This window comes from Trinickia sp. (assembly GCF_051961175.1).
GTDB lineage: Bacteria > Pseudomonadota > Gammaproteobacteria > Burkholderiales > Burkholderiaceae > Trinickia.
This window is the reverse complement of record NZ_JBQCDN010000025.1, coordinates 1-12,326: the sequence shown is the minus strand read 5'-3', so window position 1 is coordinate 12,326 and position 12,326 is coordinate 1. Positions and strand designations below refer to the sequence as shown.

The following is a 12,326-nucleotide window of genomic DNA, read 5'->3' as shown; positions in this document are numbered from 1 at the left end:
GGGCCGCGTGAAGCTCGTGAAGCCCGATCCGCGGATCTATGCGGAGATGTTCTCTCGTATCGACCGTCATCTGCCTGGCATCGCGCCGGGAGAGATCGTCTTCATCGACGACAACCTGCACAACGCCCACGCGGCGGCTCGCGCGGGGTGGCACGGCATTCACCATACGAGCGCCGCGGCGACCGAAGCGAGGCTGCGCGAACTGGGCGTGGTGTTCGGCGCATGATCAGGTAGTCGCGCTGTTGATTGCGCGCCGTCGCTTGTTGCACTGCTGCCGCCAAGGCGCGTTCGCACGTCTCGGATGAGCGTGAACCGGCGCCTTGGCGCACTCGGTGGCAAGGACAAAGAAAAGAAAAGCGCCCCGCAGGGCGCTTTTCCATTCGTGGCGACGCGTGCTCCTGCGCGGCAAGCCGAACGGTTCGGCAGGCCGCGGCGCACGACTCGCCGATCAGCGTGTGATCGGCTTGTAGCGCAGGCGCTTCGGCTTCGCGCCTTCTTCGCCGAGCCGCTTGCGCTTGTCGGCCTCGTACTCCTGGTAGTTGCCGTCGAAGAATACGGCTTGCGAGTCGCCCTCGAACGCCAGGATGTGCGTAGCGATACGGTCGAGGAACCAGCGATCGTGCGAGATCACCATCACCGAGCCCGCGAATTCGAGCAGGGCGTCTTCGAGCGCGCGCAGCGTTTCGACGTCGAGGTCGTTCGACGGCTCGTCCAGCAGCAGCATGTTGCCGCCGGCGATCAGCGTCTTGGCCAGATGCAGGCGGCCGCGCTCGCCGCCCGAGAGGTTGCCGACGTTCTTTTGCTGGTCGCCCCCCTTGAAGTTGAAGCGGCCGATGTAGGCGCGCGACGGCGTTTCGTACTTGCCCACCGTCAGCACGTCGGCGCCGCCCGAGATTTCCTCGAACACCGTCTTGCTGCCATCGAGCGCGTCGCGGCTTTGATCGACATAGGCGAGCTTGACCGTCGGCCCCATGACGATTTCGCCGGAATCGGGCGTCTCGCGGCCTGTCAGCATGCGGAACAGCGTCGACTTACCGGCGCCGTTCGGGCCGATGATGCCGACGATTGCGCCGGGCGGTACCTTGAAGCTCAGATTGTCGATGAGCAGGCGATCGCCGTAGGCTTTGCTGACGTTCTTGAATTCGACGACTTCATTGCCGAGCCGATCGCCGACCGGAATGAAGATTTCCTGCGTCTCATTGCGCTTTTGGTAATCCTGGCTCGAGAGTTCCTCGAAGCGGGCGATACGCGCCTTCGATTTGGCTTGGCGTCCCTTCGGGTTTTGGCGGACCCATTCGAGCTCTTTCTTGATCGCCTTTTGGCGTGCCGATTCGGACGCTTCTTCTTGCTTCAGGCGGTCTTCCTTTTGATCGAGCCAGCTGCTGTAGTTGCCTTTCCAGGGGATGCCGTGGCCGCGGTCGAGTTCGAGAATCCATTCGGCCGCGTTGTCGAGGAAGTAGCGATCGTGGGTGACCGCGACGACGGTGCCGGGGAAGCGCGTCAGAAACTGTTCGAGCCATTCGACGGATTCGGCGTCGAGGTGGTTGGTCGGTTCGTCGAGCAGCAGCATGTCGGGCTTTTCGAGCAGCAGCTTGCACAGGGCGACGCGACGCTTTTCGCCACCTGACAGATGGGCGATCTTCGCGTCCCAGGCCGGCAGACGCAGCGCGTCGGCGGCCACTTCGAGTTGCTGTTCGGGGCTGCCGCCATCGCTGGCGGCAAGGATCGCTTCGTATTTCGCTTGCTCCGCGGCCAGTGCATCGAAATCGGCATCGGGCTCGGCATAGGCCGCGTAGATTTCATCGAGCTTCTTTTGCGCTTGGAAGACATCGCCGAGACCTTCCTCGACCGCTTCGCGCACGGTTTTTTCAGGATCGAGCTGCGGCTCTTGCGGCAGATAGCCGATGTTCAGGTTCGGCATCGGCGTGGCTTCGCCTTCGATGTCGCGATCGACGCCGGCCATGATGCGAATCAGCGTGGACTTGCCCGAACCGTTCAGGCCGAGCACGCCGATCTTGGCGCCGGGGAAGAAGGACAGCGAAATATCCTTCAGGATCTGACGCTTGGGCGGCACGATTTTGCCGACCCGGTTCATGGTGAAGACGTATTGGGCCATGTGTGTGAGTGCACGAAACGAGCCGCCGCCTTGTCGAGCAAGGCGGCGTGCGGGTGAATGAGGGCGGAACGAGGAAGCGTGTTACCGCTGGCGACGCGGTATTTTAGCAATGAGCGAGGATGCGGATGCGGCGGGTCGTGATCGACGTGTAAGCGTTACGGTCCGGATTGCCGACGCGCCGTTGCGCGCGAGCGCGTATCACGATGGCGGCGGGAGTGCGATCAGCGAACGAGCCGTCAGGTTTTTTAGCAGTGTCACGCAGCTGTCGACAAGAGCCAGTTCCTCGCTGACGCCTGCGCCCGTCGTGACATAGGTGCGGCGAGCGGGGGGCGCAACTTGCCAGGGGAGCGTACCGGGGGGCGCAACTCGCGGGACGGCCAGGTCGAGCGCTGCGACGCGGGAGCGGGACTGCACCGGCGTCGCGATTGTCGACAATTGCGCTTGCGACAAGTCCACGTGTGCCATCAACTGCCCCATCCTGTTGTTCGAAGCAGCATGAACTGGAACGTTCGTCCGTATCGTGAGGTCCGTAAAGCCTTGGAGCAGCCTGTCCGGTACCAGAGCCAGTTTTTTGAATGCCTTGCGCGAATCCTCGTCGCGTAGGAATTTCAGCGTTTCGCCGGCTCCCCACGGACCGCCGCTCTTGCCGGTCGTATACAGCGCCTCGATCGCCATCGCGGAAGTTGCCCTGACCTGCGTTTGCCGGCCGCTGCGTCTGAGCGCATTGTTTTTGATCGTCGCGTCGGACTGCCCATAGAAAATCGACCACTTCGAGCAGAACGTCGAGAGAATCCCGCCGCACATATAGCACGGCTCCAGCGACGTATAGAGCCGGTAACCACTGGGCACCGCCCCTTCCTTCTGTATCACCGCGCGCACCAATGCACATTCTGCGTGGCACGTGGGGCCATTGTCACCCCCCGCAACATTGACACTCCACGCGATGATGTTGCTGCTGGCGTCGGTAAGGATTGCGCCGATATTGTTGCCGATGGGCAATCGGTCGCCGCGCATGCGTGGGGCTGTCGTGCTCGACCACGTCTCGCCTACGAGCGCAAATGCAAGTTTCATCAGGATTGCGTCGCGGTGCGTGACCGAATTGCGGTTTCCTGCGACGGTGGGGACACCCTCGTAGAACGGCAGCGCGCTCGTATCCAGCGGATCGGCTCTGCGTATTTTTGGGCCGTATTCCTTGACGGATTTGGCAAAATTTTCGAACTTTTTCGTCGCCGCGTCGTGTAGCTGTTTCACCGGTCGCGCTGCGACAAAGGCGGCTTTCCAACCATCCAAAGCATCATTTCGTGCATCCGCCGGCACTGCGCCGAGCGGTCCTGCGGATACGGGTGGCGGAAAGATTCCACTTTTTAGCGTGTCGGAGAGATCGATCCGTTGAATGGCGCCGCCGTCGTCGAGGTAGTAAACCTCCTGGATCTTGTTCGCGATCATGAGTCCCAGTTCCCATTCGGTCGGTACTCCGATCATGAAGATCGTCGCGGCCTCTCCATTCGACTGGAAGAAGATGTTCGCCACCGCCGTCTCGTATATCCGCGCTCCTTTGGCGCCAATACAACGCACGGTGATTGATGGCTCCGAAACCTTCGCCAAGAGGGCCGGCTTCGGGTTGCCGCCTGCTGCCTCCAAGCGCTGCAAATAGAAGAACACCAGCTGGTTATCGTTCACGAAGGTCCCCTTCCTGTGCGCGAAAAAAGGCCGAAACGTCAATGCAAAAATGCAGGCATGCCAGGTGGTCTTTTATAAGAAAACCGTCATGATCGCTGCGCGTCTGATCGGCGGGATATAAAGCGCGAGAGGGTTATCTGTTTTTTTGCAACCTGCGTAGCTGTCGTGCATTTGCTTTCCCCGTGCAAGCCCATCATCACATCGCTACAAAAACGTGTGCGCTTCGATGCAATTTGCATTTATATGCCGGACCGCTACCATGATTCGCAATCTTGCTCTAAGTGCGTCGCAATCATAGCACTGATTTTCATGGATATTCTGTGGGTAACTCGTTTAATCGAGAGGGGGTAGCAGCTCCAATGGGGTCAATTCAGGCCGCGAACCAGAACAACGATACGAGCGTGGTATCGCATATGACTCGCCGAGTTTATATCCACCCGCGCGACGCAAATGGTCGCCGCTTGCGTCCTGTGCGTTCCAACGGGCTTGTGAACCGTCGCCAGTTGGAGTCAGCACCGTTCCGCCGCCAGGATGGTCGCCCGTGAAGCGCTTCGTTCTTGGGTTCCTCGTACTAGCAACGGCCCACGCGTTTGCAGGCCCGACGCCGGCGGATGAAATTTCCGCTCGTAGTGGCTTGCCCGCGAGTGAAGTCGATGCTTTGCTGGCCAATTGCGACTCGAATCAAACGAGTATGAATTTCTGCGCGTGGCGCGACCGAATCGTCGCGGAGCGCGAGCTACAGCACGTAGTTGAGCAACAGGAGAGTCGACACCCGGAGCGCAAGGCAGCCCTTGAAGCGCGTATAGCGAGTTGGAAAGAGGCGCGCGATGCTTCGTGCGAAAAGTCGTCGCGCAAGGAGTGGGGCGACGGCTCGATGCGGCCAGCGGCGCAGGCGATCTGCGCGACCGCGGCGGCGAAGAAGATGACGAGAAAGCTATCGGCGACGGCTAAGCGCGGATCATCGTGAAGGTGTGATGCAAATAGGCCCCGCCAAAGCGGGGCTATTTCCGTCATTCATCGCCCGGGGACCGCGGCGCATCGAGGTCGAATTGCACGTGCTGCGGGAGCGCTCGCCCTGGTTGAACGAACTCCGGCGTCAACGAGGGCAGCGTTTCCTGGATCGCTCGCAAGCAACGCCAGGAAAGGGCCAAACGCTGGCCCATTGGCCACGTCGCGTTCCCTCAGACGTTGAACAAGAAGTTCATCACGTCGCCGTCGTGCACGACGTATTCCTTGCCTTCGGCGCGCATCTTGCCGGCTTCCTTAGCGCCTTGCTCGCCCTTGTAGGCCACGAAATCGTCGAACGAGATCGTCTGCGCGCGAATGAAGCCGCGTTCGAAATCGGTGTGAATCACGCCGGCCGCTTGCGGTGCCGTGTCGCCGATATGAATGGTCCACGCGCGCACTTACTTCACGCCGGCCGTGAAATATGTCTGCAAACCGAGAAACTTGAAACCGGCGCGGATCACGCGATTCAAGCCCGGCTCTTCCATGCCCATATCGGCCAGGAATACTTCCTTGTCTTCGTCGGCGAGATCGGCAATTTCCGCTTCGATCGCCGCGCACACGGCGACCACGGGCGACTTTTCGGCTTCGGCGTACTTGCGCACCGCGTCCAGATGCGGATTGTTTTCGAACCCGTCGTCCTTGACGTTGGCCACGTACATCGTCGGCTTGGCCGTAATCAGGCAGAACGGCTTGAGCAGCGCCTCTTCTTCGTCCGTCAGATCGAGCGCGCGAATCGGCTTGGCGGCGTCGAGCTGCACGCGCGCTTTTTCAAGCACCGCGGCGAGCTTGACAGCTTCCTTGTCGTTGCCGGACTTAGCGGCCTTCGCATAGCGCGTCAGCGATTTCTCAACGGTTCCCAAATCGGCGAGCGCCAGTTCGGTGTTGATGACTTCGATGTCCGACAGCGGATCGACCTTGCCTGCGACGTGGATGACGTTTTCGTCTTCGAAGCAACGCACGACGTGCGTGATTGCGTCGGTTTCGCGGATGTTCGCGAGGAACTGGTTGCCCAAGCCTTCGCCCTTGCTGGCGCCGGCCACGAGGCCAGCGATATCGACGAATTCGACGACGGCCGGGACGATGCGCTCGGGCTTGACGATGTCGGAGAGCGCATTAAGCCGCATGTCGGGCACTTCAACGACACCGACGTTCGGCTCGATCGTGCAGAACGGATAGTTCTCGGCGGCGATGCCCGCCTTCGTCAACGCATTGAACAGGGTGGACTTACCGACGTTCGGCAGGCCGACGATGCCGCATTTGAGGCTCATGGAAAACCTTTTTGGATCAACGGTTTGCGGCTGTTCTGTGCATCCCTGGCCGGTTGCTCGATACCGGAACGGAACATCCGCAGAGTGAATTCAGGGGACGAGCCAAACGGGACGAATCCGGGCGCTTGGCCCATGATTTTGTCCTTGTTTTGTACTCGAAAAGTGGCAATTGTAACGCTTTCGGCCGCCGGGATTGACCGGGGGCCGGGATTGGCAGAGCCATGAATTCGTGCAACGCAAGGGAGAGGCGCCGATGAGCCTGGGGCGAGAGATGATTGGCTCGATGCGATCGGTTTGCTGCTGGTGACGCGGTTCTGTGGCGAAACTTCGGCGGCCGTACGAGCCGACCGTGCGCGGCCGCACCGATGCTAAACTTCGCTGCGGTGCGCGTAGACGCATCGACCGTCGTCTTTCGATCACCGGACCGGCATGCAAGGAATTCGCAACGCGCCCCCGACTGCGCAATCTAACCCCCGCGGCCTGTCCTGGCGGCGCATACGGTTCAACCTGCTGACGCCGCCCGCGATCATTGTCGGCGCGCTCGTCATCGCTTGTTTCATGGTCGGACTCTGTGGCGTCGTGGTCTTCCAGTCGCGTGCGGATGCGCTGGCCCGTGCAACGGAAACCTCACGCAACATCGCGCTCATGGCCGAGCGCGACATCGAGCGGAACTTCGAGCTCTACGCGCTATCGCTGCAGGCGGTCATCGATGGGGTGCACGACCCCGAGGCGATGGCACTTCCCCCGCGTCTCCGGGGCGCGGCCCTATTCGATCGCGCGGCACAGGCGAGCTATCTCGGCTCCATACTCGTCCTCGATGCAACCGGGCAAGTCGTGCTCGATTCGCTCTCCGATACGCCGCCCAATCTGAATTTCAGCGACCGGAAATATTTCACCGTTCAGCGCGACAACCCGAACTTCGGACTGTTCGTTAGCGATCCTTACTTTTCAAGGCTGCGCGCCGGCTCGCCCAGCATCGCGCTGAGCCGCCGGATCTCCGGGCCTGACGGCTCGTTCGAGGGGATCACGTTGGTCGCGGTCCAGCTCGACTATTTCCACAAACTGTTCTCCGGGCTGCAACTCGGCCGCCACGGCTCGATTGCGCTCATCGGTACAGACGGCGTCATGGTCATGCGCCAGCCCTACGATCCGAAAGTCGTGGGCCGCAACATCAGCGGCGCGAGTACATTCCGGAAGTTCCAGGCGGCGTCCGAGGGAAGTTTCACCGATACCTCGACAATCGACGGCGTGCGCCGGCTGTACTACTTCAAGCACCTGAACGGCTTGCCGCTCATCATCATGGTGGCGGAGGCGCAGCCGGACATCTACGCTGAATGGACGCGGCGCGCCTGGGTCATCGGCTCGCTGATGGCGACGTTCGCGTTGGCCTTCGTCGCGCTGGCGGCCCTGCTGGCCACGCAGCTGCGCGGCCGCATGCGGGCCGAAACCGAATTGGCGCTGCTCGCGCGCATCGACGGGCTCACCGGCCTGAACAACCGGCGCACGCTCGGCGAAATCCTCGATCTGGAGTGGCGCCGGGCGCGACGCACCCGCAGTGTGTTTTCGCTGCTTTTCGTCGACGTCGACCGTTTCAAGGCTTACAACGACTACTACGGGCATCAAGCCGGCGACGACGCGCTTGCCGCCGTGGCCAAATGCATCGGCGAGAACCTGCGCCGGCCGGCCGACAGCGCCGCCCGCTACGGCGGCGAAGAATTCCTCGTCGTGTTGCCCGACACCCCACCGCAAGGCGCGATTGCAATTGCCGAAACCATCCGGACGGCCATCAGCGAACTCGGCATCGAGCACGCCGCGAGCGAATACGGCCACGTGACGGCGAGCATCGGAGCGGCCGCCTGGACATCCGACGCCGACGGCGACGTCACGGAAGTGGTTCGCGCGGCCGACCGCGCGCTGTACGCCGCCAAAGCAACCGGGCGCAACAAGGTGGCGGCAGGCGATGCGGATGTGGCCGTCGCGGCGGCTGCCGGGCCGCGTCCGTGAGTTCGATGGCGGTTCGGTGAGCGGCGCGGCGCGCGTGTCGGTCGCCGAGACAGCGGACAGCATCCGGCACTCCGATCGACACGGGGCATCCCGACGGGAAGGCGACGGGCCCGGCATATGGGACAGGGCGATGACACATCGTCGCGCCTGCCCCGCGCCCGGTGCCAATGAGGCGTTTCCCACGGTGGTGCGCCGCAGCGCGCAGCTATAATTGCCGCTATGACCGCCCATCATCAGACGTTTCACGTTGCCGTCGTCGGCGGCGGCCTCGTTGGCAAAAGCGCCGCGCTTGCCCTTGCTCAAGCAGGGCTGCGCGTCGCGCTTGTCGCGCAGCCGGCTGCCCCGCGTCCGGCCGACGTGCCTTTCGACGCCCGCATTTACGCGCTATCCGCCAGCTCTCAGGCGCTGCTCGAGCGGCTGCGCATCTGGCAAGCGCTCGACCACGATCGGCTCGCGCCCGTCTACGACATGCGCGTATTCGGGGACGCGCTCGCCGAATTGCATTTCTCGGCCTTCCAAGCCGCCGTGCCGCAGCTGGCCTGGATCGCCGAGTCATCGCTGATCGAACATGCGCTCGATGCCGCGCTGCGGTTTCAGCCGCAGGTCTCCTGGCTCGATACGCGTGCTCAAGGCATCGACGTGAAGCCCGATGCGGCGTGTCTCGCGCTCGCGAATGGCCAGGTCATCGAGGCCGATCTCGTGGTGGGGGCGGACGGTGCGCATTCATGGGTGCGGGCGCAGATCGGCGCGCACGTCACGCGGCGCGATTACCGGCAAACGGGCGTCGTGGCGAATTTCAAGGCGGAAAAACCGCACGGCGAGACGGCCTGTCAATGGTTTGTCGATGGCGAAATCGTCGCGTTGCTGCCGTTGCCCGATTCGCACGTGTCGCTCGTCTGGTCCGCCACGACCGAGCATGCGCGCGAACTGCTGGCGCTCGCACCGGCGCAGCTGGAGGCCGCCGTCGAGAAGATCACGCACAGCCGCCTGGGCGCGCTCGAGTGCGTCGGCCCAGCGCACGGGTTTCCGCTGGCGCGGCAATCGGTCGATCGGCTGATCGCGCCGCGTGTCGCGCTCGTCGGCGATGCGGCCCACCTGATTCATCCGCTTGCCGGGCAGGGGATGAATCTGGGGCTGCGCGACGTCGCCGCGCTGGCCGATGTCATCTCGAAGAAAGAGCCTTTCCGCGATCTGGGCGATCCCGTGCTGTTGCGCCGTTACGAGCGGGCGCGCCGTGAGGATATCGGCGCCTTGACGCTCGCGACCGATGGCCTGCAGCGGCTGTTCTCCGTGCCGGGCATGCTCGCGCGGTCGGTGCGCAACGCGGGGATGGCGCTCGTCGGCGCGCAACCGCTGCTGAAGCGCTGGCTTGTCTCGGCTGCACTCGGATGACGCATGGCGGGCGTGCTGCGGCACGCTCGCAGCCGCTTTGGGCGGCAACCGGACACGGCAAACCGACAACCCGACTGACTGATCCGCATGCCCTTTCCGCGTGCGGCGTCTGAACCGAACCTCGAGGACATCATCATGCACAAAGCCCTGCGAATCGCGGCTGCCGCGGCGCTCACCGCCGCTGTCGCGCTCGGCTGCACGGCCCATGCCGATCAGACCACCGACAAGCTGAAGTCGACGCTGCAAGCGCGCCTGCCCGAAATCCAGATCAAGAGCATTTCGAAGGCGCCGATCTCGGGCCTGTATGAAGTGAATCTGGGCTCGCAACTGCTCTACACCGATGCCACGGGCGATTACGTGATCGCGGGCGATCTCGTCGATACCAAGACGCGCAGCAATTTGACCGAGGCGCATCTGGCGGACCTCAACAAGGTGGACTTCGCCAGTTTGCCGCTCGATCGCGCGGTCAAGGTCGTCAAAGGCAACGGCAGCCGCCGCATCGTCGTCTTCTCCGATCCGAACTGCCCGTATTGCAAGCAGCTCGAGACGACGCTGAAATCGATCGATAACATCACGGTCTATACGTTCCTGTATCCCGTGCTGTCGCCGGATTCGGTAACCAAGTCCAAGGCGATCTGGTGCGCAGCCGATCGCGCGAAAACCTGGGAAGCGTGGATGGTGAACCATCAGCCGCCCGCTGGCGCCGCTTCGAATTGCGACACGTCGGTACTGGACAAGAACCTTGCGCTCGGGCACGGCTTGAACGTGACCGGAACCCCGACGATCATCCTGTCCGACGGACGCCGGCTGCCGGGCGCCGTCTCGGCAAACGAGCTCAACGAAGCGCTCGCGAGCACGCACTAACCGCATCGGCTCATTCCCCTATCGACGTCCAATCCCGAGACTGCGCGCCACCTGATGAATCCCACCCGCTACGCGATCGTTCCCAAGCATCCTGCCGCTCATCTGTTCGAAGTCACGCTCACGTTGGCCGATCCCGATCCGGCCGGCCAACGGTTCACGCTGCCGACGTGGATTCCGGGCAGCTACATGGTGCGAGAGTTCGCGCGCAACATCGTGACGCTCAGCGCGTTCAACGAGGCCGGCCGCACGGTGAAGATCGAGAAGACCGACAAGCAGACCTGGCAAGCCGCGCCCGTCAAAGGCGGCACGCTGATATTGCGTTACGAGGTCTACGCGTGGGATATGTCGGTGCGCGCGGCGCACCTGGACGATACGGTCGGCTTTTTTAACGGGACGAGCGTGTTCTTGCTGCCGGCCGGCAGGGAGCAAGCCGCTTGCGTCGTCGATATTCAAAAGCCGGCGGGCGCCGCCTATGCGGATTGGCGCGTGGCGACGGCGCTGCCCGAAGCGCGCGGCACGAAACGCTATGGTTTCGGTGAATACCGGGCGCAGGACTATGATGAACTCGTCGATCACCCGGTCACGCTTGGCCGATTCGAACTGGCGACGTTCAAGGCGCACGGCGTGCCGCATGACATCGTCATCGCAGGGCGTACGGTGCGCGTCGACATCGACCGGCTCGCGGCGGATTTGAAGCGTATCTGCGAAGCGCAAATCGCCCTGTTCGAGCCGCGCACAAAAAAAGCGCCCGTTGAACGCTATGTGTTCATGACGCAAGCCGTCAGCGATGGCTACGGCGGGCTCGAGCACCGCGCATCGACCGCCTTGATTTGCAACCGCAGCGATTTACCCGTGCAGGGCCGCCCGGAAATGTCCGAGGGTTACCGCACGTATCTCGGCCTGTGCAGCCACGAATACTTCCATACGTGGAACGTCAAGCGCATCAAGCCTGCCGCGTTCGCGCCTTACGATCTCTCGCGCGAGAACTACACGTCGCTGCTGTGGCTTTTCGAAGGGTTCACCTCCTATTACGACGACCTGATGCTCGTGCGCAGCGGCGCGATCAGTGAAGCGGATTACTACGCGCTACTCGGCAAGACGGTTGGCGGCGTGCTGCGTTGCAGCGGGCGCCTGAAGCAAAGCGTCGCGGAAAGTTCGTTCGACGCGTGGGTCAAGTATTACCGGCAGGATGAGAACTCGCCGAACGCGATCGTCAGCTACTACCAGAAGGGATCGCTCGTTGCATTGGCGTTCGACCTCGCGATTCGCGCGCGCACCGAGCATCGGAAATCGCTCGACGACGTCATGCGGCTGCTTTGGCAGCGGTATGGCCGGCAGTTTTACAACGGCAAGATGGCCGGTGTGGGGGAGGACGAAGTCGAGGCGCTGATCGCCGAGGCGACGGGCGTCGAATTGGGGCCGCTGTTTTCTGACGCCGTGCACGGCACGCGCGATTTGCCGCTCGAGGCGCTGTTCGAGCCGTTTGCGATTGCGCTGGAGCCGCAACCGGGCAACGGCAAGAACGGGCAGGGGGCGGCCGATGCGAAGCGCGACGGGAAGCCCTCGCTCGGCGCGCGGGTGCGGGGCGGTGCCGAATGCGTGCTGGCGGCCGTCCACGACGGCAGCGCCGCGCAAAAGGCAGGATTATCGGCTGGCGATGTGTTGATCGCCGTGGACGGCTTGCGCGTGACCGGCTCGAATCTCGACACGCTGCTCTCCCGCTATCTGCCGGGGGCGGCCGTCGAAGTCCACGCGTTCCGACGGGACGAACTGCGCGTGGTGCGCGTCAAGCTCGATGGCCCCGAAGTGACACGCTACAAACTCATCGCGGTCGAAGCCAAGCGTGGCGCGCCGGCAAGGCGTGCGCGGGAGCGCTGGCTGCAGGGCTGAGTTCAGGGCCGAGTTCAGGGCCGAGTTCAGGGCCGAGTTCAGGGCCGAGTTCAGGGCCGAGTTCAGGGCCGAGTTCAAGGCCGAGTTCAAGGCCGAGTTCAAGG

At 62.9% G+C, this 12,326-nt stretch carries 8 protein-coding genes and 2 pseudogenes; 7 read left to right on the top strand and 3 right to left on the bottom strand.

Features of this window, described 5'->3' with window-relative positions:
• On the top strand, nucleotides 1–226 hold a 226-nt coding region (locus tag ACTHL0_RS01580), incomplete at its 5' end, for an HAD-IA family hydrolase (protein WP_440564821.1).
• Nucleotides 227–448: 222 nt separating this feature from the next.
• Here ACTHL0_RS01580 and ettA read toward each other — a convergent pair.
• Complete coding sequence (gene ettA / locus ACTHL0_RS01575; protein ID WP_440564820.1) at nucleotides 449–2,116, bottom strand: energy-dependent translational throttle protein EttA; 1,668 nt, start codon at nucleotides 2,114–2,116, stop codon at nucleotides 449–451.
• A 198-nt stretch (nucleotides 2,117–2,314) separates the two neighbouring features.
• Nucleotides 2,315–3,796 carry a hypothetical protein gene (locus ACTHL0_RS01570; RefSeq protein WP_440564819.1) on the bottom strand — a complete coding sequence of 494 codons (1,482 nt, stop codon included), beginning with the start codon at nucleotides 3,794–3,796 and terminating at the stop codon, nucleotides 2,315–2,317.
• A 368-nt stretch (nucleotides 3,797–4,164) separates the two neighbouring features.
• Here ACTHL0_RS01570 and ACTHL0_RS01565 point away from each other — a divergent pair.
• Nucleotides 4,165–4,341, top strand: a pseudogene (locus tag ACTHL0_RS01565) (lysozyme); the annotation flags it as partial.
• Nucleotides 4,338–4,763, top strand: coding sequence for a lysozyme inhibitor LprI family protein (locus tag ACTHL0_RS01560; protein WP_440564818.1), 426 nt, complete (start codon nucleotides 4,338–4,340; stop codon nucleotides 4,761–4,763). The pseudogene ACTHL0_RS01565 and the gene ACTHL0_RS01560, both read left to right, overlap by 4 nt.
• 214 nt (nucleotides 4,764–4,977) lie before the next feature.
• Here ACTHL0_RS01560 and ychF read toward each other — a convergent pair.
• Nucleotides 4,978–6,072 (bottom strand): annotated as a pseudogene (gene ychF / locus ACTHL0_RS01555) (redox-regulated ATPase YchF).
• A gap of 558 nt (nucleotides 6,073–6,630) precedes the next feature.
• On the opposite strand from ychF, the gene ACTHL0_RS01550 reads away from it, so the two are divergent.
• The 4 genes from ACTHL0_RS01550 to ACTHL0_RS01535 all read left to right on the top strand — a co-directional run bounded on the left by ACTHL0_RS01550 (nucleotide 6,631) and on the right by ACTHL0_RS01535 (nucleotide 12,222).
• Nucleotides 6,631–8,076, top strand: a complete 1,446-nt coding sequence (locus tag ACTHL0_RS01550) for a sensor domain-containing diguanylate cyclase (RefSeq protein WP_440564822.1) — start codon at nucleotides 6,631–6,633, stop codon at nucleotides 8,074–8,076.
• 219 nt (nucleotides 8,077–8,295) lie between these two features.
• Nucleotides 8,296–9,468 (top strand): UbiH/UbiF family hydroxylase, encoded by a 1,173-nt coding sequence (locus ACTHL0_RS01545; RefSeq protein WP_440564817.1) that lies wholly within the window; start codon nucleotides 8,296–8,298, stop codon nucleotides 9,466–9,468.
• A 135-nt stretch (nucleotides 9,469–9,603) separates the two neighbouring features.
• A complete protein-coding gene (locus ACTHL0_RS01540; RefSeq protein ID WP_440564816.1) occupies nucleotides 9,604–10,332 on the top strand; it encodes a DsbC family protein in 729 nt (242 codons plus the stop codon).
• A 54-nt stretch (nucleotides 10,333–10,386) separates the two neighbouring features.
• A complete protein-coding gene (locus ACTHL0_RS01535) occupies nucleotides 10,387–12,222 on the top strand; it encodes a M61 family metallopeptidase (protein ID WP_440564815.1) in 1,836 nt (611 codons plus the stop codon).
• The last annotated feature ends 104 nt before the right edge of the window (nucleotides 12,223–12,326 follow it).